At 47.1% G+C, this 25,519-nt stretch carries 23 protein-coding genes; 15 read left to right on the forward strand and 8 right to left on the reverse strand.

Features of this window, described 5'->3' with window-relative positions; genetic code table 11:
- Positions 1-2,061 (reverse strand): iron uptake porin, encoded by a 2,061-nt coding sequence (locus QUB13_RS14355; protein ID WP_333381954.1) that lies wholly within the window; start codon positions 2,059-2,061, stop codon positions 1-3.
- A gap of 416 nt (positions 2,062-2,477) precedes the next feature.
- Here QUB13_RS14355 and QUB13_RS14360 point away from each other — a divergent pair, with 416 nt between their 5' ends.
- Positions 2,478-3,641 (forward strand): glycosyltransferase, encoded by a 1,164-nt coding sequence (locus QUB13_RS14360; protein WP_333087451.1) that lies wholly within the window; start codon positions 2,478-2,480, stop codon positions 3,639-3,641.
- A gap of 206 nt (positions 3,642-3,847) precedes the next feature.
- Here QUB13_RS14360 and QUB13_RS14365 read toward each other — a convergent pair whose 3' ends face one another.
- On the reverse strand, positions 3,848-4,108 hold the full coding sequence (locus QUB13_RS14365) for a hypothetical protein (protein ID WP_333087450.1): 261 nt from the start codon (positions 4,106-4,108) through the stop codon (positions 3,848-3,850).
- A 69-nt stretch (positions 4,109-4,177) separates the two neighbouring features.
- On the opposite strand from QUB13_RS14365, the gene QUB13_RS14370 reads away from it, so the two are divergent.
- The 4 genes from QUB13_RS14370 (at position 4,178) to QUB13_RS14385 (ending at position 8,588) form a co-directional block, all read left to right on the forward strand.
- On the forward strand, positions 4,178-4,909 hold the full coding sequence (locus tag QUB13_RS14370) for a sugar transferase (protein ID WP_194009115.1): 732 nt from the start codon (positions 4,178-4,180) through the stop codon (positions 4,907-4,909).
- Positions 4,910-5,136: 227 nt separating this feature from the next.
- Positions 5,137-6,168, forward strand: a complete 1,032-nt coding sequence (gene gmd, locus QUB13_RS14375) for a GDP-mannose 4,6-dehydratase (RefSeq protein ID WP_333087447.1) — start codon at positions 5,137-5,139, stop codon at positions 6,166-6,168.
- Positions 6,169-6,402: 234 nt separating this feature from the next.
- A complete protein-coding gene (locus QUB13_RS14380) occupies positions 6,403-7,347 on the forward strand; it encodes a GDP-L-fucose synthase family protein (protein ID WP_333381860.1) in 945 nt (314 codons plus the stop codon).
- Between the two features lie 416 nt (positions 7,348-7,763).
- The gene (locus QUB13_RS14385; protein ID WP_333381861.1) at positions 7,764-8,588 is read left to right on the forward strand and encodes a peptidoglycan-binding protein; all 825 of its coding nucleotides are present in this window, start codon (positions 7,764-7,766) and stop codon (positions 8,586-8,588) included.
- 253 nt (positions 8,589-8,841) lie between these two features.
- Here QUB13_RS14385 and QUB13_RS14390 read toward each other — a convergent pair whose 3' ends face one another.
- A complete protein-coding gene (locus tag QUB13_RS14390) occupies positions 8,842-9,702 on the reverse strand; it encodes an acyl-CoA desaturase (RefSeq protein WP_194067653.1) in 861 nt (286 codons plus the stop codon).
- A gap of 187 nt (positions 9,703-9,889) precedes the next feature.
- Between QUB13_RS14390 and QUB13_RS14395 the strand changes: the two genes are divergently transcribed.
- The 3 genes from QUB13_RS14395 (at position 9,890) to QUB13_RS14405 (ending at position 13,304) form a co-directional block, all read left to right on the forward strand.
- Entirely contained in the window at positions 9,890-11,239 is a 1,350-nt protein-coding gene (locus QUB13_RS14395) for a TetR family transcriptional regulator (protein ID WP_333381863.1), read from the forward strand.
- Positions 11,240-11,707: 468 nt separating this feature from the next.
- On the forward strand, positions 11,708-12,304 hold the full coding sequence (locus QUB13_RS14400) for a 5-formyltetrahydrofolate cyclo-ligase (RefSeq protein WP_333381866.1): 597 nt from the start codon (positions 11,708-11,710) through the stop codon (positions 12,302-12,304).
- Positions 12,305-12,527: 223 nt separating this feature from the next.
- Positions 12,528-13,304, forward strand: coding sequence for a fumarylacetoacetate hydrolase family protein (locus tag QUB13_RS14405; protein WP_333116663.1), 777 nt, complete (start codon positions 12,528-12,530; stop codon positions 13,302-13,304).
- A 239-nt stretch (positions 13,305-13,543) separates the two neighbouring features.
- On the opposite strand, the gene QUB13_RS14410 is transcribed toward QUB13_RS14405, so the two are convergent.
- Together QUB13_RS14410 and QUB13_RS14415 are read right to left on the reverse strand one after the other, a co-directional pair.
- On the reverse strand, positions 13,544-14,017 hold the full coding sequence (locus tag QUB13_RS14410; RefSeq protein WP_194067657.1) for a Tic20 family protein: 474 nt from the start codon (positions 14,015-14,017) through the stop codon (positions 13,544-13,546).
- Positions 14,018-14,204: 187 nt separating this feature from the next.
- On the reverse strand, positions 14,205-14,402 hold the full coding sequence (locus QUB13_RS14415; protein ID WP_333381868.1) for a hypothetical protein: 198 nt from the start codon (positions 14,400-14,402) through the stop codon (positions 14,205-14,207).
- 167 nt (positions 14,403-14,569) lie between these two features.
- Between QUB13_RS14415 and glyA the strand changes: the two genes are divergently transcribed.
- Positions 14,570-15,853, forward strand: coding sequence for a serine hydroxymethyltransferase (gene glyA, locus QUB13_RS14420; protein ID WP_333381870.1), 1,284 nt, complete (start codon positions 14,570-14,572; stop codon positions 15,851-15,853).
- Here the strand turns inward: glyA and QUB13_RS14425 are convergent.
- The gene (locus tag QUB13_RS14425; protein WP_333381873.1) at positions 15,845-16,135 is read right to left on the reverse strand and encodes a hypothetical protein; all 291 of its coding nucleotides are present in this window, start codon (positions 16,133-16,135) and stop codon (positions 15,845-15,847) included. The genes glyA and QUB13_RS14425 overlap by 9 nt on opposite strands.
- Positions 16,136-16,584: 449 nt before the next feature.
- Here QUB13_RS14425 and QUB13_RS14430 point away from each other — a divergent pair, with 449 nt between their 5' ends.
- The 5 genes from QUB13_RS14430 (at position 16,585) to QUB13_RS14450 (ending at position 21,798) form a co-directional block, all read left to right on the forward strand.
- Positions 16,585-17,640 (forward strand): glycosyltransferase family 4 protein, encoded by a 1,056-nt coding sequence (locus QUB13_RS14430; RefSeq protein ID WP_333381875.1) that lies wholly within the window; start codon positions 16,585-16,587, stop codon positions 17,638-17,640.
- 174 nt (positions 17,641-17,814) lie between these two features.
- A complete protein-coding gene (locus QUB13_RS14435; RefSeq protein ID WP_333381877.1) occupies positions 17,815-19,071 on the forward strand; it encodes a competence/damage-inducible protein A in 1,257 nt (418 codons plus the stop codon).
- Positions 19,072-19,373: 302 nt separating this feature from the next.
- The gene (locus QUB13_RS14440) at positions 19,374-19,511 is read left to right on the forward strand and encodes a hypothetical protein (protein ID WP_194009100.1); all 138 of its coding nucleotides are present in this window, start codon (positions 19,374-19,376) and stop codon (positions 19,509-19,511) included.
- An 81-nt stretch (positions 19,512-19,592) separates the two neighbouring features.
- Positions 19,593-20,033 carry a type II 3-dehydroquinate dehydratase gene (aroQ, locus tag QUB13_RS14445; RefSeq protein WP_228049995.1) on the forward strand — a complete coding sequence of 147 codons (441 nt, stop codon included), beginning with the start codon at positions 19,593-19,595 and terminating at the stop codon, positions 20,031-20,033.
- A 619-nt stretch (positions 20,034-20,652) separates the two neighbouring features.
- The gene (locus QUB13_RS14450; protein ID WP_333381879.1) at positions 20,653-21,798 is read left to right on the forward strand and encodes an ADP-ribosylglycohydrolase family protein; all 1,146 of its coding nucleotides are present in this window, start codon (positions 20,653-20,655) and stop codon (positions 21,796-21,798) included.
- A gap of 197 nt (positions 21,799-21,995) precedes the next feature.
- Here the strand turns inward: QUB13_RS14450 and QUB13_RS14455 are convergent, their stop codons facing one another.
- Positions 21,996-22,175: a hypothetical protein gene (locus tag QUB13_RS14455; RefSeq protein WP_333087425.1), complete on the reverse strand. Its 180-nt coding sequence runs from the start codon at positions 22,173-22,175 to the stop codon at positions 21,996-21,998.
- A gap of 62 nt (positions 22,176-22,237) precedes the next feature.
- Between QUB13_RS14455 and QUB13_RS14460 the strand changes: the two genes are divergently transcribed.
- Entirely contained in the window at positions 22,238-24,790 is a 2,553-nt protein-coding gene (locus QUB13_RS14460; protein ID WP_333381881.1) for an HD family phosphohydrolase, read from the forward strand.
- 54 nt (positions 24,791-24,844) lie between these two features.
- Here the strand turns inward: QUB13_RS14460 and QUB13_RS14465 are convergent, their stop codons facing one another.
- Positions 24,845-25,327 carry a nuclear transport factor 2 family protein gene (locus tag QUB13_RS14465; protein ID WP_333381883.1) on the reverse strand — a complete coding sequence of 161 codons (483 nt, stop codon included), beginning with the start codon at positions 25,325-25,327 and terminating at the stop codon, positions 24,845-24,847.
- Between the last annotated feature and the right edge of the window lie 192 nt (positions 25,328-25,519).

Consider the following 25,519-nt stretch of genomic DNA (forward strand, 5'->3'; position numbering starts at 1 on the left):
CTAGAAAGTAAACGTCGTTCTGATGACTCCAATCACCAAATCAGAATTATCATTATTGTGATCCGGAGCAGTCAGCCAAATCACACCAGGAGTGACGGAAATATTGTCGCTCAACTTAAACTGATAGAAACCTTCAATGTGCAGCGAAGTATCCTTATCTTCCGGTAAACTCCGATTAGTAGAACTCGTCACGCGAGGCTCCATACCAACCAGAATTCCCGCCACATTTCCTTCTTTCAACAAATCAGGAAAAGCCAAAGTAGCCGCCCAGTTCCAGATTTTTTGGTCTCCCCGCTGAACAGAACCGGTAGGAGTAGCCAAGTTCGATAAAATGCGCTGGTTGGTGTAACCCGCCCAACCGCCAAGAGCAATTCGGCGACCAAGTTTCAACGAAGCTTGCGCGCCGTAGGAATTGCTAGAAACAGGCAGATTGCTATCGCTGTCAATTCCGAAGGAACCGAGACGCGCCGGGAAATTAGAAGCATTGCTCCCCGTACCGGTCACGAAATTGTAGGAATTAACGTAAGTTAAACCTATAGCAAAGCTGTCGCTCGGTTTGAAAGTCAACTGAGCCAAACCGCCGTAAGAACCGTTGAACAAACCGTTACCCCGCGTCGGGTTGGCGGCGTTGCCGGCCAAATATCCTAAACTCAGTTCGAGTTTTTCCCCAAACTGATGCCGCAGAGCGATGCCAGAACCGCCAGTCAAATAGTAAATCGGGTTGCGAGTACCGAAGTTAGAAAGAGCACCGCTGCCGCCGTCTCCGTCAAAGTAAGGGTTGACTGTGTTGGTAAAATCATCAGCAGCGCCGGCGTTGGCTTCTAGAATTACAGTAGTGTTTTTGCCTAGAGGGAATTGGTAAAGCAGCGCATCTAAACCAACAGTATTGCTAGCCTCGCCGAAAGGCCCGGCATTAAACCGCAATTCCCCTTCAGCAGTTTTGGTATTGTTAGTAGAAAACGAACCCAAATTCAAAACTTGCAGTCGAGTTCTCAGCAAGTCTTTACCTGAGAAACTCGTATCAAAATTGAGACGAACCCTGCTGCCAAAAGCTGTGGTTCTATCAGCTTCGCGGCCCTCAGCATCATCTCCGGCGGCGATACCGGTCACAGCAAATATCACTTCGCCGTTGAGTTTAGTAGTAGTCGAAAACTGATTTGCTTCTAATTCAGAAGTGCGCGCTTCCAAAGCATCGACGCGACCGCGCAAAGTTGCCAATTCCGCTGCAAATTCTTCTTGCAACCTTTGGATAGAAGCTAAATCTTCTTTGGTTGCTAAATTTCCCGTACCACCTCTAATCAGTTCGGTAACTTTATCCAAACAGGCGTTTAAACCGGCTGCGAACTCGTAGCGAGTCATGGCCCGGTTGCCGCGGAAAGTGCCGTCAGGATAGCCAGCTATGCAACCGTAGCGCTCTACTAAGGATTGCAAAGCTTGGAACGCCCAATCTGTGGGGCGCACGTCGGACAGTTGCGAAACTGAGGTTACTTGGCCGGCTGCATCTTCGCTGTCTTCTGCGCTGTATTGGTTGATTTGTTCTAAAAGATTTGATTGCGCTTGAGGTTGGGTTCCCGGAGGGGTTGATTGGGAAATCTCCTCGGGTTGTGCGGCAGGTTTTTCGGCGCTTAAATTGGTCGGTGTGGCGGGTGGCGTGGCGCTTGTGTTGGCGGGCGCGACTGCGGGGATTTCCTCTGCGACAGGTTGTTGGGCGCTTAAGTCTGCTGCTGCAACTGCGGGTTGGGTTTCGCTTGTGTCTGCTGCAACTGGGTTTTCCGGTGCTTTTGTCTGTTGGGTAACTGGGGTTACTGTTGCTGCTAGGTTTTCTTTGTCAATAGTTTCAACAGTTAAGTTAGTGGCTAGTGACGTTGGTTCGGCTGTCACGGCTGCTGTTTCAGGCTGTGCTTGCTCGATGGCAGCACCTGCTAATTCTAATTGATTGGCTTGAGCTACCGGGGCTATTTCTACAGGTTGCTCTGCTGCTAGGGCTGTCGAAGATACTACTAAACTTGCTGCTAATACAGCAGGACTGACTAAAAGTCCTTTCCACAAAAATTTGGACATTTTTTCCTCACACCACGTTAGTTCGATCGCCCGTTCCGAAGAGTTAGCCGATCGCAAATCCTTTACACTATTGCCCCTAATAGTATTTTTTGTCAACAATCTGGCGAATCGTTGCCGCACTAGGCAATTTGGCCAGCCCCAAATTTGACAAAAACCTCGTTTATTCCCAAAATTCTTGGTTTGAACTATCCCAAAAAATGGGTACAAACACTCGACGCTGGTGAGACTCCTGTTCGAGCTCCCAGATTAATCCGTGGAGTAAATCTCAAACTTGTTCGCTCGCGAAGTCGAAGAATCTCAAATCGAGTCGCCTACGTAGAAACGCGGTTAATGGCTCGATACTGCGTCAGTAATCTCTCGGTAAGACTAATATTGACAGAACTGGCGCTAATAAATCGTTTGATCGACTACATAAAGTGAAAAAACTCAAATACGCCCTAGTTCATGAATGGTTGACACCCTTGGCTACCGGCGGTTCGGAACTCGTAGTGCAGGAAATCCTCAAATACGTAAATGCTGATGTCTATGCCCTCATCGACTTTGAATCAGCCAATCCCGAAAGCTATCTTTTTCAAAGACAGATTGGTACAACATTCTTGCAGGGCTTTCCTGCAGCCCGCAGCGGCGTGCAAAAATATTTGCCATTTCTGCCCGTCGCGATCGAACAACTAGATCTGCGAGCCTACGACATCATCCTCTCATCATCCCACGCCGTCGCCAAAGGCATCCTCACCAGCCCCCAGCAACTGCACGTATGCTACTGCCACACACCCATGCGCTACGCTTGGGACTTAACTTTTGACTACTTACGTAATAGCAAAGCCGGACGGGGCATCTTGGGCCTGATGACGCGATATTTGTTGCACCGACTGCGGCAGTGGGATGTAATTTCCGCCAACCGCGTCGATTATTTCATCGCCAACTCCCAACACACGGCGCGCCGAATTTGGCGGTGCTACCGGCGGCGCGCGGAGGTAATTTATCCGCCGGTAAATATTGATCGATTTGCCTTGCTGGAGCAAAAACAAGATTTTTACGTGACAGTTTGCCGGTTGGTAAGTTACAAAAACGTAAGTGCGATCGTCCAAGCATTCAATCAACTCGGGCGCAATCTAATTGTCATCGGCACCGGCCCAGAATTAGAAATGCTCCGGCAAATCGCCAAACCCAATGTACAATTGCTCGGCCACCAGCCCGCCTCCGCAGTCGAAAAATACATGGCCGAGGCAAAAGCCTTTGTCTATGCAGCTTGTGAAGATTTTGGCATAGCTTTAGTAGAAGCTCAAGCTTGCGGGACACCAGTAATTGCCTATGCAGCAGGCGGCGCTTTGGAGACAGTGCTCGACATTCGCCAACACCCAGAGACGGGGACAGGTTTATTTTTTCCCTCCCAAACCGCAGCAGGATTAGTCGAAGCTGTCAAGGAATTTGAGCAGTTGCAAGGCAAATTTTCCCCGGAAATGGGACGGTTGCGCGCCTCCGGGTTTGCCCCCGAAGTCTTTGAGCAGCGCTATCTAGCTTTTGTGGAACAGTGCTATCAGGAATTTCAATCCCGCGATTTTACCAAGTCTGGGAGTTGAGAGGGGGAGAGAGGGAGAGTGGGAAAATATTCCGTAATTACTTCCGAAGCCCTCAAAACCTTTCTACATAAGTACCTTGTCCATTCTTCCTTCTTCCTTCTTCCTTCTTCCCGCGATTTTACCAAGTCTGGGAGTTGAGAGGGGGAGACTGAGAGAGTGGGAGACTAGGAGAGGAGGAAAATATTCCGTAATTGCTTCTGAAGCCCTCAAAACCTCTCTACATAAGTACCTTGTCTATTCTTCCTTCTTCCTTCTTCCTTCTTCCTTCTTCCTTCTTCCCGCGATTTTACCAAGTCTGGGAGTTGAGAGGGGGAGAGAGGGAGAGTGGGAAAATATTCCGTAATTACTTCCGAAGCCCTCAAAACCGCTCTACATAAGTACCTTGTCCATTCTTCCATCTTCCATCTTCCATCTTCCATCTTCCATCTTCCATCTTCTGAATGCAGAAAATTGAGTATTGGAAACATAATTCAGAGAACAAAGCGTCTTGAGGCTTTATGATCGAGACTGTGTGTGGTGTGAAGTGAAGGAGTAAGATGACTGCCGACAGCCAACTAATCTCCGGTAAGGTAATTCGAGCGATCGCGAGACGCGGTTTTGGGCCTGTCCTCGACGGAGACAGACGCATAACTCGTTCTCTACAGAGTCTCGACGGAGAATTTTTCAAGCGGCTATTTGATATCCTGTTTTCCTCATCGGTTCTGCTCCTGTTTGCTCCGGTTTATCTGCTTTTGGCTCTTTCGATCGCCTTAAGCTCGTCCGGGCCTATTTTTTACGTACAGGAACGAGTAGGCAAAAACCGTAAAATGTTTTATTGCCTTAAATTCAGAACGATGGTGGAAAATGCGGACGATATATTGCTGGAAATCATGGAAAAATCTCCGCATTTGCGTCAAGAGTTTGAGGACAATTTCAAACTCAAACAAGACCCTCGAATTACCTGGATTGGAAGATTTTTACGAATGACCAGTTTGGACGAATTTCCCCAGTTTTGGAATGTTTTAAAAGGAGATATGAGCGTCGTCGGGCCGAGACCTCTAGTTGAAGAAGAACTGCCGAAATACGGCCGTCACATCAACAAAATTCTCACCATCAGACCTGGAATTACAGGCTTGTGGCAAGTGTCCGGTCGCAACGACATTCCCTATCCCCAGCGAGTCCAAATCGATCTCTATTACGCCAAGGACAAAAACCTTTGGATGGATATGTGGATTCTTTTCAAAACAATTGGAGTTGTGATTTTTCCCAAAAATAACGGCGCATATTAATTATTGTCTGCAGTCAGCAATCGGTAGTTAGTTTTGTTTGTTACTGGCCGCTGATGCTGACTACTGACAGCAAGTGGCAAACTCTTTGTCAAAACATTCACCTTTTGTTGATGACGATCGCACAATTGTGAGTTAATCTAGAGCTTGAGAATACGATCGCCAGGGAACAACATCCTCTGGCCCGAACGTCCCAAATTAATTAACACAGCCTGTAAAAGGAAAATCAGATGACACAACGCAAGCGAGCGCTAATAACAGGTATTACAGGTCAAGACGGCTCCTACTTGACCGAATTACTTTTAGATCAAGGATATGAAGTTCACGGCATTATCCGGCGGAGTTCTAGTTTCAATACCGATCGCATAGATCACATTTATGTCGATCCTCACAGCGCGGACGCACAGTTATTTCTGCACTACGGCGACTTAACCGACGGCACTACTCTGCGCCGGATTTTAGAAGAAGTTCAGCCGGTAGAAATTTATAACTTAGGCGCTCAATCCCACGTCAGAGTCAGTTTTGACTCGCCGGAATATACGGTTGACACAGTAGGAATGGGAGTATTGCGCCTGCTAGAAGCAATTCGGGACTACCAGCGCCGCACGGGCATAGAAGTGCGGTTTTATCAAGCAGGTTCTTCGGAAATGTTTGGTTTGGTGCAGGAAGTTCCGCAGAAGGAAACAACTCCTTTTTATCCCAGAAGTCCCTACGCCTGCGCTAAAGTTTACGCTCACTGGCAAACAGTAAATTATCGCGAATCTTACGGACTTTTTGCCTGCAACGGCATCTTGTTCAACCACGAATCTCCCCGTCGCGGCGAAACTTTTGTAACTCGCAAAATTACTCGCGCCGTTGCCAGAATTGTCGCCGGCAAGCAGAAAAAGATTTACTTGGGCAATCTCGATTCCAAGCGGGACTGGGGCTATGCTAAAGACTACGTGCGGGCAATGTGGCTGATGCTGCAACAAGACAAACCGGACGATTATGTCATTGCTACTAACGAGACCCATTCGATTAAAGAATTTCTCGATTTAGCCTTTAATTACGTCAATTTAGATTGGCAAAAATATGTCGAGTTTGACGAACGCTACTTGCGTCCGGCAGAAGTGGAACTGTTGATTGGCGATTCAACTAAAGCGCGGCAGCAGTTAAATTGGGAACCGTCTGTAACTTTTGAAGAGTTAGTGCATTTGATGGTAGATGCTGACATCACAGCTTTAGAAAAGCAGGAACGAGGTTCTGGTAACGGATTTGATTGATGCGGCGAAACTAAGCAGTCACCGCGACTGCTTGACAGCTATTTTCGTTCAACAAAATTGGTAGTTGGGCGATCGCTCGTCCTAGTTGAGTTAATGTAGATCCACTAGGGCGAGTTTGGCTATATTTTTACTGAGCAGGAAAAACAAGCGCGATCGCTCCAAGTTGTGTAGCGGTGGCATTTTTAGACAGAAAATTGTCGATCGACCTTTATTGAAAATCCCGAGGATCAAATTATGACAAGCTTGGATTTAAGCAACAAGCGCATTCTAGTCACCGGTGGCGCAGGTTTCCTAGGCCGTCAGGTAATCGACCAGTTAGTCAAAACAGGGGCGGATGCTGATAAAATTTCGGTAACGCGATCGCGCGACTGCGACCTCCGCGTCATGGAAAACTGCAAGCGCGCCGCCGACAAACAAGACATCATCATCCACTTAGCAGCCCACGTTGGCGGCATCGGTTTAAACCAACTCAAACCGGCAGAACTATTTTATGACAATTTGATGATGGGCGCGCAACTAATCCACGCAGCCTACGAAACAGGAGTCGAAAAATTCGTCTGCGTCGGTACCATTTGCGCCTATCCCAACTTAACCCCAGTTCCCTTCAAAGAAGACGACCTGTGGAACGGATATCCCGAAGTAACCAACGCACCTTACGGAATAGCAAAGAAAGCCTTATTAGTGCAACTGCAATCCTACCGCCAGCAGTACGGATTCAACGGTATCTACTTGCTACCAGTCAATTTGTACGGCCCGGAAGATAACTTTGATCCGAAAAGTTCCCACGTCATCCCCGCATTAATTCGCAAAGTCTACGAAGCCCAAGAAAGGGGAGACAAAACACTGCCAGTTTGGGGAGATGGCAGCCCCAGCCGCGAGTTTTTGTATTCCACAGATGCAGCGCGGGGAATTGTGATGGCGGCTCAATCTTACAATGAATCTGACCCGGTTAATTTGGGAACAAATAGCGAAGTTAAAATTCGCGAATTAGTGGAAACGATTTGTGAATTGATGGGATTTGAGGGAGAAATTGTTTGGGAAACAGACAAACCGAACGGTCAGCCGCGCCGCTGTTTGGATACCCAAAGGGCTAAGGAAAGGTTTGGTTTTGTGGCTGAGATGGGCTTTAAGGAAGGCTTGAGAAATACGATTGATTGGTATCGAAAACACGCAGCGTAAGTCTGAAAAACCCGGCTTCTTCAAGAAACCGGGTTTTTTTGGGAGGCGTTGCTGATTCGCGGTATGAATCAACTTTTCATTTGATGTTACAAAACCGATCGTACTTGGCTTATAGCAATTTGAAAATCTTTATTTAATTCATATCGTTTCCGGCTGCATCGTCAGGTTATAAATTAGAGGGTAATTCATGAATTATTGTTACAAGTCACCACCGATCTCGGTGCAATTTTCAGTTGTTCGATTCACAGTTAACAGTCAACAGTCAACAGTCAACAGTCAACAGTCAACAGTTAACATCATGAGGAGTGCAACCGGAATTGATATCATACCAGTATTCAGCAACGCCGGAGAATCATTGTTCTGATATAATCGGAACCAAAAATTAATTTACCGATAGTATTAAAGGAAAACAGGTTGTGCAAACTATAAAATTAGGTGCATCCGGTTCCGATGTTGTTAAACTGCAAAAACGCTTGCAGGAGTTAGGTTTGAATCCAGGAAGTGCAGATGGTCAATTTGGGCCGAAAACTGAAGCATCCCTCAAACAGTTTCAAAGCAATCAAGGATTTTTGGCGGACGGAATCGCGGGCCCCAAAACGCTAGCTGCTTTGTTCCCTGGGGAACTTTTGGGCTCGTCACTTTTATCATACAGGGCGATCGAGCTAATCTTAGAATTCGAGGTAGGCGGCGGGCGGAAATATTACGAAAAGCTGTTGCAGCGTCCCACTTGGCCGGAAGGAGCATCGGGAATTACGATCGGCATCGGCTACGATATAGGTTACAACAGTGTAGAAGTTTTTAACCAAGATTGGTATCAATTAGGAGATGCAGATCAAAAACGTTTGAGTAACTGCTGCGGCTTGAAAGGGGAAGCTGCAAAAAGCCGTTTAGCTAGCGTGCGAGACATTCTTATTTCTTGGGAATTAGCGTGGGAAGTTTTTAATATTGTAACTATCCCGAAATTTTACAATTTTACTAAAGAAGCATTTCCCGGTTTTGAAGAATTGCCTGCGGATGTTCAAGGTGGATTGGTAAGTTTGGTGTTCAATCGCGGCACGAGTATGGAGGGAAACCGCCGCCGGGAAATGCGTGCAATCCGGGATTTAGTGGCGATCAAAAATGTGAATGGAATTGCCTCCCAAATCCGGCAAATGAAGCGGATTTGGGAGGGTACTTCAATTGCCAGGGGAATGAATAGGCGGCGGGATGCGGAAGCGGATTTAATTGAGGAAAGTGCTTAATCACAAATGAATAATGACTAATTTCATAACCATTGTAGGAGGGGCAAATATCTATTTTTCATAAAATTGGTTCGTAGTGAGGATTTTCGTGCGATCGAAAAAGAAGGACTGAAATCCTTTTTACGAACCAATCTGTTTGAGTGTTCGGATTTTCTTCCGAGCGAAAAGAAGGACGGGAGCATCTCAGTTTGGCAAAAATGAGATGCTCCCAGAAGGATTAAAGTCCTCACTACGAACTTTGTAAGTCTAATAATTAAAGCTTTGAACTTGCAGCAGTATGCGGTGGTAGTACAACTTTCTTGGCTAAACCTAGCACTTGCAAAATTTTAATCGCCCACCAAGTCATGTCAATTTCCCACCATTTATATCCAGCTTTTGCTACATTTGGATAAGCGTGATGGTTGTTGTGCCAGCCTTCTCCGTAGGTGAGAATTGCTGCCCACCAAAGATTGCGAGAATTGTCGTGAGATTTGAAAGTGCGGTAGCCTGTCATGTGACTCGCAGAGTTGATTAACCAAGTGCTGTGCCACAGCAAAACTGCCCTGAGAAATACGCCGTAAATCACAAATGACCAACCGCCAATTAGGTACAGCAAGATTCCTACAGGAATTTGCAGTATCAGAAAGTTGCGATCTAACCAGCGGTAAAATGGATCTTTAGCTAAATCTGGAGCGTATTTCTTGTAAGTTTCGTAATTAAAAAACTCTTGGTGCGGGTAAAATATCCACATCATGTGACTCCACCAAAAACCGCGCCGCGCGGAGTAAGGATCTTTATTGTTATCTTCTGTGTAGAGATGATGCTGGCGGTGTCCAGAAACCCAAAAAATCGGGCCGCCTTGTAAGGCTAAAGCACCTATTGTAGCGATCGCATATTCTAACCAAGAAGGCACTTGGAAGCTACGATGAGTTAACATTCGGTGATATCCCAAGCAAATCCCAATGCTGCCAAATAGCCAGTGCAGCAATATCGCTACACCTAAAGCAGACCAAGAAAAAAACCAGGGGGCTAATAATGCTAAGCCGTGTATTATCCCAAAAAATGCCGCAGTCGTCCAGTTAAATGCGATCGGCTGTTTGCCCTCAAGGGCCGTTTCGACGGAATTATAAGTCATGAAATTTTTATTTTAGATAACGGCGATCTGCTAACGAAACAACGATCGACCTTCCCCTATACACTGGTTAAAACTGATGCTCGCGAAAGCATACCGTTACAGGCGGAATAGACAATGCAAGTTTTACTTACATATTCAGCTTAACAGGCGTTTCCTTTTTATGCAAGTGTAACTTGCAATTTATTGTATGGCCGCTCAACGGAATCCAACTCGGCAGCGTTTAATCGGTGCAGCGCTAGAGTTATTTGTCTCTCGGGGAGTTACCGAAACCACGACTAAGCAAATTGCAGAATTAGCTGAAGTTAATGAGGTAACGCTATTTCGGAATTTTGGTAGCAAGCACGGCTTGCTTTTGGCAGTCATTGAAGAGGCTGCCGTATTTACTAAGTTGGGTGAAAGTTTAGTCGATCGGACAAATCAGACTAGCAGCATTCATGAAACGCTCAAAGACTACGCTATTGCGTGTTTACAGGCGCTGGAACGGGTTCCCGAAGTCGTGCGATCGGTGGTGGGCGAAGCCGGAAAGTACCCCGCAGAAAACCGCGCGGCGTTGGGTAGAGGCTTTACCGAAGCCAACCGTTACGCAGCAGAATATTTTGCTGCTGCGATCGATCGCGAGAAGTTGCACACACATTTGAGCGCCGAACAGCTTGCGAGTTTACTCAACGGAATGTTGGTGGGATATGCGGTGATTGAGTTTACTACCGAATTTCACGAACTTTGGCATGATCGGGAGGATTTTTTGGAAAATTTAGTCACGCTGTTTTTGCACGGGGCTGTATCGTCTTTTGATGAGGAGGAAGAAAAGGAGAATGTTAGTTTTTTGAGTGAGAATCCGAAGGTGGAAGCTGGGATTTTGCCTGCGTCTGGCGGATTTGGCGCCAAAATTCGGGACAGCCCCATCGCCCAGAATCAATTTGCAGTTAAATCGGAGTTGGCGACAAAAAAAACTGCTGGGGAAAATGTGTTAGATTTGCCAGCAAATTTAGTCGCTGCCATTTTGCAGCGAGCAAAAAAGCTGGGAATCCAACAATATGCTTTAGTATATGTTTTGTTTGGATCGGGATTGAGTAAAGATGAGATTGTTGGGTTGGAGCGATCGCACCACATCAGCGATTCTCGCCAACAACTGCTGCAAGTCACCCAAGGTTTGGGGCGGCAAGTTCCCGTAAATCAATGGATTTTGGGCAAGCGCTACGGTTCTTATACTAACAATCCGCTGACTCAGTGGTTGAAAAGCCGCAAAGATAGCGAGTCAGCTTTGTTTTTAAATCGAACTGGAAAACCCCTGTCGGAAAATGATTTAGTAGAACTGTGGGAAGAATTGACTGCGGGATTTGTGGGTGTTGAAGCAGAGGCTATCGCGATCGAACAAACTCAACAAACCTGGTGCGTGGAGATGTTAATGCGGGGTATGAATTTGGAAGATATGCAGATATTGACTGGGTGGGATGTTGCTAAGTTGCAGCCTTACCTGCGAAGATCCAGGGAAAAAATTGCTTTGGAACAAGCGATTCGTCTCGATCGCAAATCCTAGACAAATCATAGTATTCAAATGCCAAGGTCAAAGAAATGGGAATCAGTTTAAAATTTAACAGGCCTATAATGTACTATGTTGAGACAATATATGCCAATACGGTTTACTTAAGACGATCCCCCCTAACCCCCCTTAAAAAGGGGAGTAGGGGGTGGGACAAGAATGCTCTCAAAGTCCCCCTTTTTAAGGGGGATTTAGGGGGATATCCGGGGCATAAATATGTTAAGTGAACCGTATTGCAATATATGCTATCAGATTCGGTTAATTTCCCGTGATATCTGTAGGAAGCGGCAGTGCCGTTTCCCTACGCTGTGGCGAGACAAGATATATTCTGAAATTCGGTTAATTACCCATGATATTTGTAGGACACCGCAGTGTAATGTCCTATCTTTTTTAGCTGTTTCTATACCATTTTTAGCCGTGTCCCTAGGTTTTTTCGCATTCTTTTAAACTGATTTAATCTGAAATATGAACGCTCCTCAACCTTCATTAACTAAAACTGAATTAAGAAAATCGCTCCTCAAAACCCGCAAATCCCTATCAGCACAAGAGTGGAGAGAAAAGAGCGAAATCCTCTGCAATCACCTGCAAAACTCGCGCCAATTCACCCAAGCAAAAACAATCCTCGCCTACTTCAGTTTTCGCCAAGAACCAGATTTAAGTCCCTTGTTTGCAACACCCCGCAAATGGGGATTTCCCCGCTGTGTCGGGAAAGAGCTATCCTGGCACATCTGGCAGCCCGGAGATGCTTTACATAGTGGAGCTTATGGCATCCTAGAACCACTGCCTGATGCTCCAAAAATAGACCACTCAGAAGTAGATTTAATCCTCGTACCGGCTGTGGGTTGCGATGTTCGCGGCTATCGCTTGGGCTACGGCGGCGGCTATTACGATCGAATGCTGAGTTTACCAGAGTGGCGAGCGAAAATGACGATCGCCACAATCTTTGAATTTGCCTTGCTAACTCAGCTACCAGCCGACTCTTGGGACAAACCGCTGCACGGAGTTTGCACCGAAAGCGGGTTAAAAATGATACAGCAAAAATCCCAAAGGTCGATCGAGTAATAAATTTTTAATAATTAGCAGGATGTCGGCTCAAACGATCGCAGCAAAATTGGTTTGCAGCATCGGACTTCAATCCTCATAAAAATCTGAGGACTGAAGTCCCCACTACAAACTTATACAAACTTATAACAGTTATTTTACCAGACATGATATTATCCCTAGAGCCATCTTTAGTTCTCAGTATAGTTTAATCTAAAATCCAAAATCTAAAATCTAAAATACTATGGCCCAGCGCTACGTTCGAGTTAAAACAACACAAGGACACATCCATTACGGTTTGCTGCAACTGAGCCACAGCGTTCAAGTATTTGATGCACCTCCCTGGTTAAAAGGACAACCAACAGATTTGGAACTCCAACCAGATACTTACCAAATTCTTGCCCCTTGCTCTCCCTCAAAAATTGTAGCCGTCGGCAAAAATTATGTCGATCACGCCGCCGAAATGGGTACTCCAGTACCCGAAGAGCCGCTGCTATTTTTTAAGCCGCCCAGCGCTATCATCCCCGCAGGTGGAGCGATTCGCTATCCGCAGCAATCGGAAAGGGTAGACTACGAAGGAGAATTGGCCTTGGTAATTGGCGAACATTGTAGCAACTGCACTCCCGAACAAGCACACGGCAAGATTTGGGGCTATACCATCGCCAACGACGTGACAGCCAGAGATTTGCAAAAGCGGGACAACCAGTGGGCGAGGGCGAAAGGGTTCGATACATTTTGTCCCTTGGGGCCTTGGATTGTCCGCGAATTGAGTCCGGCTGCACAGTTGCAGACTTTTGTCAATGATAGCGATCGGCCGATACAGTCATCCCCGATCGATCGCATGGTATTTTCCCCAGACTTTCTAGTCTCCTACATCAGTCAAATAATGACTTTGATTCCCGGCGATGTGATACTGACAGGAACGCCACAAGGGGTAGGGCCGCTACAAATAGGCGATCGAGTCCGTATCGAAATTGAAGGTATTGGGAGTCTTGAAAATACAGTAGTTAGTAGTCAGTAGTCATTAGTCAGCAGTCATTAGTCAGCAGTCAGTAGTCAGTAGTCAGTAGTCAGTAGTCAGTAGTCAGTAGTCATTGTTGACTGTTAGCTGTTGACTGTTAACCGTTAACTAATAACTAATAACCGTTAACTAATAACTAATAACTACTGCTTTCCTGTCAACTCACAACTAAGAGAACTGGCACTTTTGCCAACTGCCAACTGCCAACAACCAACTGCCAACTGCCAACTGCCAACTGCCTAACGAACCTGCATATAAACAGCATCCGAAAGCGGAGGAATCTCTGCATAGCGTCCCAACGCCGACTGTACGACTGCATAAACAAATGCAGCCAAAGCACCCAAAAACACCATATTAAACAGAGTTTCCGCAATAAATGCGACTTGCAAGCCTCTAGAAAAAATCGGCAAAATCAAACCGCAGAGCATCAAAACAATGTCTAAAAGAATCGCCTGCATCGCATTAAAACGAATGAAGTGACTGATGTTTTCGTTTCTCACCACTGCTAAATACAGCGCAAAGAAAATAATCAAGCTAGCGAAGGGCAACCTATAAATCTGAAGCAACGGAGTTAGCGGGATCAAAAACAGTTGGAGGACAGGAAACTGTGCAAACAGATACCTGCCAAACCCCAGCCCGTCAATCAGTGGCAGCAAATAAGGCAAACAAGCAAAAATCCGGTCTGGAACAGTCGTAGATCCGCGCCAAGTCATAATGAACTCTCCTGAGTCGATCGATAAACTATCAATTCCCGTTAAACTCAGGATAACGCAGCAGGATCAGTTCCGACTCGCCCGGAATTTTCCCACACTCAGAGCCGAGTAGATTCAGGGGTATTGAGAGCGAGTCGGGTTCAATAGTCACCATGCTTTTAGGCCCGATGCCCTGTTTGGCCGATGATTATTTAATATTGGCAATGACGAAGCCCATTAGACACTCGTATCGATCGGGCAAATTTTCCGTAGGTTTAGCAACTGGATGCCCGCAGCGAAGCTCTCCACCGGTCCAGCGTGGTTGGCCCGTGCGATCGGCGAGCACACAACCTTGGCAAACACACTGAGGGGCAAGCATCTGATTTTCCATTAGAATAACTAACATTTGATACCTCCGGCAGGTTTCATACCAGTAATTTCATTGTATGTCAGGAACTTGGGACAAACGGCTTAAGCCGAACACAATGTAATATTTGGATAAATCATGTGAAATCCGTAGTAGGGTAAAAGATCCCCAATTCGCAATCCTAAATTGTCAAGAGGTTGATTATTGTGACCGACACTAACTTAGACTTGCTTTCCAAAACCGACCCGCAGATTGCCGATTTAATCGGGCAAGAACTCCAGCGGCAGCGAGACCACCTAGAACTGATCGCCAGCGAAAACTTCACCTCCGCCGCAGTAATGGCCGCTCAAGGCTCCGTGCTGACCAATAAATACGCTGAAGGACTGCCAGCCAAACGCTACTACGGCGGCTGCGAATTTATTGACGGCATCGAGCAAATCGCGATCGATCGCGCCAAACAGCTATTTGGAGCAGCCCACGCTAACGTCCAGCCCCACTCCGGCGCTCAAGCCAACTTTGCAGTGTTTTTGAGCTTGCTAGAGCCTGGGGACGGAATTATGGGCATGGATTTGTCCCACGGCGGACACCTGACCCACGGTTCCCCCGTCAACGTATCCGGCAAATGGTTCAAAGCTTTTCACTACGGTGTCAGCCCAGAAACAGAACAGCTCGACTACGACGAAATTTTGGCACTGGCGAAACAAAACCGACCGAAATTGCTGATTTGCGGCTATTCAGCATATTCGCGAATTATCGACTTTGAAAAGTTTAGAGCGATCGCCGACGAAATCGGAGCTTACCTGCTCGCAGACATCGCCCACATCGCTGGGTTAGTCGCCACAGGCCACCACCCAAGCCCCCTCGCCCACTGTCACGCAGTCACCACCACTACTCACAAAACCCTGCGCGGCCCTCGCGGCGGCTTGATTTTGACCAATGACCCCGAACTAGGCAAAAAGTTCGACAAAGCAGTGTTTCCCGGCACTCAAGGCGGCCCCTTAGAGCACGTAATTGCGGGCAAAGCAGTAGCTTTTGGCGAAGCATTAAAACCCGAATTTAAAACTTATTCCGGTCAAGTAATAGAAAATGCGCGGGCTTTAGCTGCACAGTTGCAGCAGCGGGGTTTAAAACTCGTTTCCGGCGGCACAGACAATCACTTAATGCTAGTAGATTTGCGATCGGTAAACATGACAGGCAAGCGAGCCGACCAATTAGTTAGCGGTGTGAATATTACTGCTAATAAAAATACCGTGCCTTTCGATCCGGCATCGCCTTTTGTCACCAGCGGTTTGAGACTCGGTTCGCCGGCGATGACAACCAGGGGCATGGGAACTGCTGAATTTACCGAAATTGGTAATATTATTGCCGATCGACTGCTGAATCCTGAAGATGAAAGCGTCACAGCCGATTGTCTGCGGCGAGTAGCTGCACTTTGCGATCGCTTCCCGTTATATCCGCACTTGTTCTTGAAAGTGCCGGCATTAGCTTAATTTTCCTGATCGGTGACGGGGAATTGGTAGTTGGAAGTGTACGGGTAAAAGGGTAACAGAGCCGGGAAAGATTGAGAGTTGCTGGCGATCGACCACTGTTTTAACGTGCATATATTTGCCGTAGGGGCGGGTTTCACCAGAGATATTTGTCGGTAGCCAAATATCTTTATAAACCCACCCTGAATTCCCGAATGATGAGGGAAATAACTCACAATTCGTCGATCGCAACTCACAACTCTCCGGCTCCCAACCCCCAGTCGCCCTACAAAAGACCTCTCCCATAATTCTTGTCGGGTAGGCATCCTGCCTGCCCTTTACAGGCTTTTATGGAGAGGTCTAAAGATGTTTCCTTGTGTTGACACTCCTCGGCCTTAAGGTACGAGGATTCTTAAGACATTACGGTCTTAATATCCCTATTGCTAGGGTTCCCAGGCTGACTACATTTGCACTTTACGTGCGTAGTCATGTCTCCTCTGTGAATGTTTTGGGCGTAGACTTTTCCCCAGTCCGGAGGTAGGTTTTTAAATCTTGTCTGATCCGTGTAGTATACCACAGGCTTGCACATGGATATGTTTACCCAAATACATGAGGATTTCTTACTACACACTTTCGGAGAAAAAGCCGTCCTCAAAGGACGGGGTTTTCAACCCAATTTTCTGATAAGCCATCTGAAATGTAGTAGACTCTGCCTGACAGCCTAATTGCCCCGCACTATTTAAAATTGATTTCAGATGCCGCACCAGTATCTGTACCACGTAGTCGCTTTTCTGGTTTCTGCGATCGTCGTCCTCTACAGTACGCCAATAGTCAAAAAAATTGGTCTCAAAAGCGGGCGAGTCGATCGGCCAGGCGAGCGAAAAGTCCACAAGCGCCCGATGGTGCGCTTGGGAGGAGTGTCCATCTTTATCGGCACTCTGACTGCTCTGTTATTTGTCTGGCTCTCAGGAGGCTTCCTCGATGCTAGCGGACAAATTCTCGATCGCAAAGACGAATACGAAATCTGGGGAGTCACCCTCGGCGGCCTCGGATTCTTCCTCATCGGTTTAGCAGACGATTTATTTTCGCTCTCAGCCATCAAACGCTTGCTCATGCAAATTTGCGTATCCAGCATCGCTTGGTACGCGGGCGTACAAATTGAGTTTCTCACAGTTCCATCCTTGGGACTGACAGATCTTGGCTGGCTGAGCTTGCCAATTACCGTAATTTGGCTCGTCGGTATGGCCAACGCCATCAACTGGATTGACGGTTTGGACGGTTTAGCAGCCGGAGTTTCAGGTATTGCAGCAGTTGTGATGCTGATAGTCAGTCTGTCAATGCACCAACCCGCAGCAGCCCTAATTGCAGCGGCTTTAGCAGGCGGCACTTTGGGATTTCTGCGCTACAACTTCAATCCGGCTCAAATCTTTATGGGAGATGGCGGCGCTTATTTTATCGGTTTCACTCTCGCGGGAGTGGGAGTAATTGGGTTAGTTAAAACTACGGCTATTACCTCTGTGTTACTGCCATATTTAATTTTAGCTGTACCGATTTTAGATATGTCTGCGGTTATTCTCGATCGGCTCCGCAACGGCAAATCACCATTTATTGCTGACAAGCGCCACCTCCACCACCGACTTCTAGAAGCCGGAGTATCCCATCGATTTGCGGTTTTATTTATTTACGCCCTAACACTGTGGGTGGGAAGTTTAGCCCTCGCTTTTTCGATACCCAGCGGCGTAATTTACGCACTGGGTGCAACAAGTTTGCTGGGATACGCTAGCTGGAAAGTTTGGAGACACGCTCGATAGACAGTTGACAGTTGACAGTTGACAGTTGGCACTTGACAGTTGACAGTTGTTATTTGTTATTTGTTATTTGTTCGCGAGGAGGAAACGGCCTTACCATCTCCTGATTGCGGGTAATAACCAATAACCAATAACCAATAGCCAATCTAAAATCTAAAATCTAAAATCTAAAATCGAATGGTTGCTGAAATTATTTGTGTTGGCACTGAATTGCTTTTAGGAGATATTCTTAATGGCAACGCTCAGTTCTTAGCCAAAGAATTAGCGAGTCTGGGAATCCCTCACTACTATCAAACAGTTGTGGGGGACAATCCAGAACGCATCAAACAAGTGTTAGAAATCGCCGTTAACCGATCGCAAATTTTACTATTTACAGGAGGCCTCGGCCCGACACCAGACGACCTCACCGTCCAAACAATCGCTGATTTCTTTGGCGTTCCCTTAATCGAAAAACCGGAAATTATCGCCGATATCGAACAAAAATTTGCCCTGCGCGGACGCACCATGAGTCCCAGCAACCGCAAACAAGCTTTAATTCCAGAAACGGCGGACATTCTGCCGAACCGCAGCGGTTCGGCACCGGGCATTCTTTGGCAGCCAATTCCCAAGGTGACAGTGATGACATTTCCCGGCGTACCGGCGGAAATGCACTTGATGTGGCGAGAAACCGCCGTTCCTTACCTGAAAAATGGCGGTTGGTGCAGCGCAACTATTTTCAGCCGCACGTTGAAATTTTGGGGAATTGCTGAGTCGGCGCTGGCGGAAAAAGTAGAATCTTTTCTGAATTTAACTAATCCTACTGTCGCTCCTTACGCCAATCACGGTCAAGTCAAATTGCGGATTTCTGCCCGCGCTGACTCGGAAGTGGCTGCGAAAAAGTTAATTGAGCCGATCGAACAACAATTGCAGCAGATTACAGGCCTAGACTGTTACGGTGCCGATAGCGATACCCTCCCTTCGACAGTCGGGCAATTGTTGCTGGATGCGGGGCAAACTCTTAGTGTGGCTGAATCCTGCACGGGAGGAGGGTTAGGGGCGATGCTGACTGCTGTTGCCGGCAGTTCGAGCTATTTTTGGGGCGGGATTATTTCTTATGACAATCGGGTTAAGGAATCATTATTAGGTGTTAATCCGCAAGATTTAGCCGAATTCGGCGCAGTCAGCGAGCAAGTAGCAAAACAAATGGCGGCAGGAGTGCGCGCGAGGCTCAATACCGATTGGGGATTGAGCATTACAGGCATCGCCGGGCCAGGAGGCGGTACAGACGCTAAACCTGTGGGACTGGTTTATGTCGGTTTAGCTGGCCCCGACGGCGTGACAGAAAGTTTTGAATACCGTTTTGGCGATGCGCGAGGCCGCGATTGGATTCGGCATCTCAGTAGCAGTACGGCGCTCGATCGACTCCGGCGTCAATTATTATTGGTAAAAACATAGAAAAAATCCTACGATTGGTCAATTGTCAACAGTCAACTCTAAGCTTAAGCTTTATTTAACACTCTATACTCCGACATAATTTGGCAATCTTCCTTTTGCCTCTTGCTTATCTGTAAAGATTCGTTATGATAATAAGATAGGACTGATTGGCAAAGATACTGAACTCTCTCCTTTGCTCAAAAACAACCAGCAAGCGAGAAAGCAAGTTTGACCTTTGGTTTCAAAGCCGTGCTTGCTTATGTTTCAGAGATTTAGCCGTCGGTTTAGCAGTCTAGACTATAAAAAAAGGAGCTATCCGTTCAATGGAAAACATTGAAAAGGTGCTGGAACAAATTGAAAAATGGGTTCGCAAGTTGATAGAAGGACTGCTGAGTCCCGAAGCTCAACCGGAATTGGAACCGATTCCTATTCCAGTTAACCAACCTAGGCATCGCCGATAATTGAGACTGGGTTTGAGATTTGATGTTGGCGATCGAATTCAAGTCAAAACTCAAAGTTTTGTGGCGCTGGAATTTAAAAAATTGTTAAAGATCCTGGTACTTCACGGCCCCAATCTTAATCTATTGGGTCAACGAGAACCTGGAGTTTATGGTTCTGCGACTTTAAATGATATCAACGAGTTGCTAGAACGAGAAGCGCAAGCCCTCCAGGTGAAAGTCTCAATTCAGCAGTCGAATCATGAAGGAGTCTTGGTGGATGCAATTCACTCGATGTTAGGGCAGCACCAAGGCTTGTTAATGAATCCTGGAGCTTATACTCATACGAGTGTGGCAATTAGAGACGCGATCGCTGCTGTGAATATTCCTGTGGTGGAAGTTCATCTGAGTAATATTTATCGGCGGGAAGCTTTTCGACACCACTCGTATATTGCACCAGTGGCGATCGGACAAATCAGCGGTTTTGGCTCAGACAGTTATCGGCTGGGGCTGCAGGCTCTGGTTAGTTACTTGGTTAAAAATTAAAAATTCACCGATTTTCGCGATCGGATGAGGGCAGGTTTTAGATGGAAGGCCAGCCCTTGTATGTTTATGTAAAATTGAAATTAGCCACAAGAATTGGATCATGGCTAATGGCTAATGGCTAATGGGTAACATCCTGTTCCGCACCGCACTCCGGTTCGTAGTGCGGAATGCGAGTCGGCTCTTACAATGCAGACGCTGACTGACGCACTACAAACCATTTTTGTGATGATAATCGATTCGTAAAAAAAACGGTTTATGATGGTGCGTCCAGAATTGTGGGTAATATCAAATCCGGTAGCATCGGAATGATTCAGATATATATTCTCGGACTCTTTGTACTCTGTGTTCTAGCGCCGGTTAAATCATTCCGATGCAACCGGAAACGATATAATTGGTAACAGATAAACTGTACTTCTGCATTTGATTTTAAAATTTTGGGCGCTGCAAAAAGCCCTCCCCACAAGAGTTAAAAAAACAAGATTTTTGAAATTAATTGCAGTACAGATAGAGGGCTAATAAGGAAAAAAAATTAACCATTCTCGATTCCTAATTCCTAATTCCCAATTCCCCAATTCCCAATTCCCAATTCCCAATTACTAACAACTTGAGTTAAATTCAAATGCGTCATTCCCTGTTGAGCAAGTTTCAAGGAACCATACTGGGGGCAGTTTTAGGAGACTCTACAGGCCTGCAATATCAGAGGCAACTGGTGGGTATTTCCCCCAAAACAGAAGGCTGGCAGCCGATTTTACAACTGACGAAACACCAGCAATTGACCCTGAACGGGCAAACATTGTTGAATTCTCCCAACACTAAAATCCTCACGGGCACGCACTCATCCGAATGCGGGAGACTTGCAGTAGCGTGGACTCAAAGTTTAATTCGGTGTATGGGTTTAGATTTAAAAGATTGGGGCGACACTTGGGAAGGATTTGTCAAGTCGCAAATCTATCCTCCAGAAATCACCGAGTTTCAAAGCGTGCTTAACCCTTGCGAAGCTGCTGTTGCTGCGCTCCCGTGCGCGATGTTTTTTCACGAAAATAAAGCTAAGCTGCGAGAAAAAATCATGCTGGCGACAGATGTTTTTCGCAACGAAAATAAGTCAGAATTGCAAACAGCCGTTTTAGCTATCGGATATGCGATCGCCCGATCGCTCAAACAAAGACTCGATCCCTCGACAGCGATCGATCAAACAATTGCCTACCTGAACACAGATAATGCCTTAACAGAGCTACTGCTACAAGTGCAAATACTACTAGAACAGAAAGCCGATTTAGAAACAGCCACCACCCACCTGTGCAAAAGCGTCACAGCTTTGCCAGAAAAACAAGGCGATGGCGACAAAAGAGCGCAAACTAACTCAACTGTCAACCAGGGAAATTTGCTACCCATCGCCCTAGCTTTCTACTGCTTCTTGAACACTGCAGAAGACTTGCGCTTGTCAGTGATGCGGGCCGCCCGCTGCGGGATAGCCGGACAACTCACCTGCGCTTTGACGGGAGCTTTGTCTGGAGCTTACAACGGCGCTGCTGCGATTCCTGTAGAATGGCGACAATTATCTTCGGCTGCGGTGGAATCGCGGCGGTTCGCCGAGGGCGGAGAACCCTCGCTCTGGGGAATCGGCAGCGATGCCAAAATTGTGGAGTTAGCAAATAATTTGTTTGCGGTGTGGGCGGGAGTATACAACCCTTCAGCAGGCATGAATTCGGAAGCGCTAGCCCGCGCTGTGGCTGCACCTTATGTGATTAGACCTCGCAAAATATAACGTTTTGAGCTTGAAAAAGGGAGGGTAAACTAGAAATTAATAATGAGAAATGGGCAATTAACCAGTCAAAAGCGAAAGCGGAAGGAAAGCGGCAATTAAAAATTTAAAAATAAAATCTGACTATCTTGACTCCCAAAACCCGGTTTCTAGGAAAATGTTGGGTTGTAAAACCAGGAATCTACGGATAAATCGGGTTTTTAGCCCTCGCGCCCGCGAACTGTTCGAGATAGAGAAGGGCCCGAAAGAAACAGCGGAAGCTTGAGGAAACTGCTGGCTGGTTGGCTGCTTCTTAGCAAACCGAACTGCTGGCGACATTCAGGCAAAGTAGCTGGCGCGGTTAAATATTCAGGTACGGTAATTCGGATACACTCAATCAAGATGCACAGTCAGAATTTCTGACAAGGCTGCTGGATAACAGTGAACATATCTTCGACATATAATGAATACGATCTCCTCATTGATGCGGCAGATTGAGCAGCTAGGGGCTGCGCGCTCACTGCGCCAACAGATTGCTAAAGTGCAAAATGGCAGCAAAGCAGAGCCCGATCGCCCTGGCAAACATCTGTTAAGCCGTTTTTCGCTCGACAAACTGGATCTGCCCGAAACTTTTATTAAATTTAGAAGTAAAACCTCAAAATCAACTATCAAAAATCAAGCTCGTTCCCCGATGTTGGTGATCGTAGCGGTAGTTTCCCTCAGCAGCACTTTGGGCCACCGCTTCTACAACCAGCCGAAACTTGATGTGGGGACGAAAGCTCCTCAGACGATTCAGGCTCCTGCTAGTGCTAGTATCCCCGATCGCAAAACTACTGAAGAAGAGCGTTCATCGGCGCGGATCGGGGCTGTAGCGATATTAATGCTCGATCCAGCCGTCGAGCAACAAATCGATCGAGAAATGCAGCTATTTTGGCAACAGGGAAGCGAACTGCGGCGGGAGGTAGGCTCGTTTCCGTTTGCCGCCACCTCGGCGCTCTCAAATTCGACTCAGCTTTACTTGAGGCGGTGTCCTGAGTGGGAGTGGCGATCGATTTTGGCGGGGGCTGGAGACTCTAGCGGCGCAACTTCCGAGAAGTTGAATTTGGATTCCCCCGCCAGTGATGCGCCGACAGATAGCCAGTCTAAGCAGGAGGCTCTGACTCAACTGCAAGCTTACAGTCGATCGGTCTCAGCAGCAGAGTTCAAAAGCCTGACAGACAGTATTTCTTCAGCTCGCATCCACTATGCCAGTGCTGTGGAGGCGCTGGAAAAACCTTCGGTTTCTGGACTCCGACAGATTTACGATACTTCGTTGTTCGATTTGTCGGATGCAGCTTGGCAGAAAACCCAAACGGGTATGAGTCGAGTGGCAAAAATAATGCTGGCTCAAGGTATCCCGCCGGGGTTGCCAAAAGAGATGTTGAAAGAAGCTGTGAGGCTGCAAATAGCAGATGAAGTGCCTTTAGAGTCGCAAGCTTTGGCAGTTGAAGGTTTAAGTGCGATTTTGCAGCCAAATCTGGTAAAAGATCCCGAAGCAACCAAACAGCTAGCTGAATTGGCGGCGCAAAAGGTGAAACCGGTGACGATCGCCGTCAAGCAGGGCGATATTATTGTTACAGAAGGAAAAGAAATATCGCAGCAAGATTTCGTGTTGCTGGACTATTTTGGTTTGAGCCGGCGGGGGGTGAATTGGCTGGGGCTGGCGGGGTTTGTGTGTTTAGTATCGGGGGCAATTGCGATCGTGCTGCTGGTAGAAAGGCACTACCGCTTGCGGCGGAGAGATCATTTGCTGTTGCTGTTGCTGACTTTGAGCGCGCCCGTGCTGGTGAGTTTGGGGCTGCCTTGGACGAGTTTGCCCGCGATCGGCATTTTAGCCGGTGGCTTCTACGGTTCTGCGGTGGGAGTGACTGTGGTGGGGCTGCTGTCGGCGCTGCTGCCCGTTGGCTTAAATGTGGAGTTGATTCATTTGGTGGCTAGCGCGGCGGGGGGATTGCTGGGCGCTTTTATGGCCGGGCGGCTGCGATCGCGCGAGGAGTTGGCTCTCTTGGGCGTGGCTGTGGGCTTGACTCAGGGCTCGGTTTATCTGGTGGGGACTTTGATTGCCAGTGCGGCTGCCGGTGCGATTTGGTACCTCGTTCTCGGTACGGTGGGCGCCCAAAGTTTGGCCGGTTTGGCTTGGAGCGTTGTGGCGATCGGCATCAGCCCTTATTTAGAACACGTTTTCGACTTGATCACCCCGATCCGGCTGGCGGAACTTGCCAATCCCAACCGCCCGCTGTTAAAGAGGTTGGCTGCCGAGGCTCCGGGGACTTTTCAGCACACGCTGTTTGTGGCTAGTTTGGCGGAGGCTGCAGCTCGGGAACTCGGCTGCAATGTTGAGCTGGTCAGGACTGGAACATTATACCACGATATTGGAAAAATGCACGATCCGCTCGGATTTTGCGAAAATCAAATGGGCGGGGGAAACAAACACGATGAAATTAATGACCCTTGGAAAAGCGCTGAAATTATTAAAAAGCACGTTAGCGAAGGGTTGCTGATGGCGCGCAAGCACCGATTGCCGAAGGCGATTCAGGCGTTTATTCCCGAACACCAAGGTACGATGTTGATTGCTTATTTCTATCACCAAGCGAAGCAAGATGCTGCCCAAAAACCAGAAGATTTAAAGATTGCTTTGGCAGATGCGGATAGTTCTAAGTTAGCCATCGCAATTCGGGAAGTGACGGAGAAGGATTTTCGTTACGTAGGCCCGATTCCTCAGTCGCGGGAAACTGGGATTTTGATGCTGGCGGATTCTTGCGAGGCTGCTTTGCGATCGCTCAAGGATGCCACTCACGAGGAAGCTTTGAATATGGTTAATAAGATTTTGCGCGCTCGTTGGCAGGACAATCAGTTGTTGGATTCTGGTTTGACGCGGGAAGATATGTCTTTAATTGGGGAGATTTTTGTGCGGGTTTGGGAACAGTTCAATCACAAGCGAATTGCTTATCCTAGTGCAGTTTTTACTCCGAGATAAGGGGATATTTTGAGTCATAAAAAAGTGGATCTAATTTCTGTTGAAAATTAGATTTTATGATGGCGATGTACCGCGCAGGGAACCGTGAACTTGTGGATTGCCGCTGACAATCACCACAGTTTGTTTGATTCCTGTGATTAGCCAATGTCTGTCTGTTTTTTGAATCAAGGAGTGAAAATAGTTTCCTGCTGTATCCAACCGATTCTGTCCCGATTCGCGAGTCGGGTCAAGTCGATAAATTTGATAGACAGACTTGCATTCGGCAGTATTCTTGTTAAGAGTTACCTCGTGATTTGTGCTGACGTGTAGCGAGCGCAAACCCGCAAGACCTTCTACCCGCTGTTTTATGTATTCTTCTGCAGTTACTCGTCGGGGAGGTTCACCCCTGAATTCCGAGTAGTCGATATCTATTTCCTCTGCTAAATGCGAACGCACTTTTTGCCAGTCTTTGGCATCGAACGCATTGGCAAATGCTACGATCGTATCTGCGATCGCAGCGCGGTCAACAATCCAGCGGATTTCGGGCAGTTCGTACATAGAAAATAAATTTTGTCAGTTGTGTCGCAGAAGTCATTAGTCATTAGTCATTAGTCATTAGTTATTAGTTATTAGTTGGTAGTTGGTAGGGGCGGTGCCCCCGTGCCCGCCCTCTTACTTGTTACTTGTTACTTGTTACTTGTTACTTGTTACTTGTTACTTGTTACTTGTTAGTTATTTGAGCAGAAGAGC

This window comes from Microcoleus sp. B4-D4 (assembly GCF_036705185.1).
In the GTDB taxonomy this organism is placed as follows: Bacteria; Cyanobacteriota; Cyanobacteriia; order Cyanobacteriales; family Microcoleaceae; genus Microcoleus.

What these genes read in the sequence shown, in the direction of transcription:
- QUB13_RS14355 (WP_333381954.1), bottom strand. Translation starts at nt 2,061, where the DNA reads ATGTCCAAATTTTTGTGGAAAGGACTTTTAGTCAGTCCTGCTGTATTA.
- QUB13_RS14365 (WP_333087450.1), bottom strand. Translation starts at nt 4,108, where the DNA reads ATGTTTCCAATACTCAATTTTCTGCATTCAGAAGATGGAAGATGGAAG.
- QUB13_RS14370 (WP_194009115.1), top strand. Translation starts at nt 4,178, where the DNA reads ATGACTGCCGACAGCCAACTAATCTCCGGTAAGGTAATTCGAGCGATC.
- gmd (WP_333087447.1), top strand. Translation starts at nt 5,137, where the DNA reads ATGACACAACGCAAGCGAGCGCTAATAACAGGTATTACAGGTCAAGAC.
- QUB13_RS14380 (WP_333381860.1), top strand. Translation starts at nt 6,403, where the DNA reads ATGACAAGCTTGGATTTAAGCAACAAGCGCATTCTAGTCACCGGTGGC.
- QUB13_RS14390 (WP_194067653.1), bottom strand. Translation starts at nt 9,702, where the DNA reads ATGACTTATAATTCCGTCGAAACGGCCCTTGAGGGCAAACAGCCGATC.
- QUB13_RS14395 (WP_333381863.1), top strand. Translation starts at nt 9,890, where the DNA reads ATGGCCGCTCAACGGAATCCAACTCGGCAGCGTTTAATCGGTGCAGCG.
- QUB13_RS14400 (WP_333381866.1), top strand. Translation starts at nt 11,708, where the DNA reads ATGAACGCTCCTCAACCTTCATTAACTAAAACTGAATTAAGAAAATCG.
- QUB13_RS14405 (WP_333116663.1), top strand. Translation starts at nt 12,528, where the DNA reads ATGGCCCAGCGCTACGTTCGAGTTAAAACAACACAAGGACACATCCAT.
- QUB13_RS14410 (WP_194067657.1), bottom strand. Translation starts at nt 14,017, where the DNA reads ATGACTTGGCGCGGATCTACGACTGTTCCAGACCGGATTTTTGCTTGT.
- QUB13_RS14415 (WP_333381868.1), bottom strand. Translation starts at nt 14,402, where the DNA reads ATGTTAGTTATTCTAATGGAAAATCAGATGCTTGCCCCTCAGTGTGTT.
- QUB13_RS14425 (WP_333381873.1), bottom strand. Translation starts at nt 16,135, where the DNA reads ATGGGAGAGGTCTTTTGTAGGGCGACTGGGGGTTGGGAGCCGGAGAGT.
- QUB13_RS14430 (WP_333381875.1), top strand. Translation starts at nt 16,585, where the DNA reads ATGCCGCACCAGTATCTGTACCACGTAGTCGCTTTTCTGGTTTCTGCG.
- QUB13_RS14435 (WP_333381877.1), top strand. Translation starts at nt 17,815, where the DNA reads ATGGTTGCTGAAATTATTTGTGTTGGCACTGAATTGCTTTTAGGAGAT.
- QUB13_RS14440 (WP_194009100.1), top strand. Translation starts at nt 19,374, where the DNA reads ATGGAAAACATTGAAAAGGTGCTGGAACAAATTGAAAAATGGGTTCGC.
- QUB13_RS14450 (WP_333381879.1), top strand. Translation starts at nt 20,653, where the DNA reads ATGCGTCATTCCCTGTTGAGCAAGTTTCAAGGAACCATACTGGGGGCA.
- QUB13_RS14460 (WP_333381881.1), top strand. Translation starts at nt 22,238, where the DNA reads ATGAATACGATCTCCTCATTGATGCGGCAGATTGAGCAGCTAGGGGCT.
- QUB13_RS14465 (WP_333381883.1), bottom strand. Translation starts at nt 25,327, where the DNA reads ATGTACGAACTGCCCGAAATCCGCTGGATTGTTGACCGCGCTGCGATC.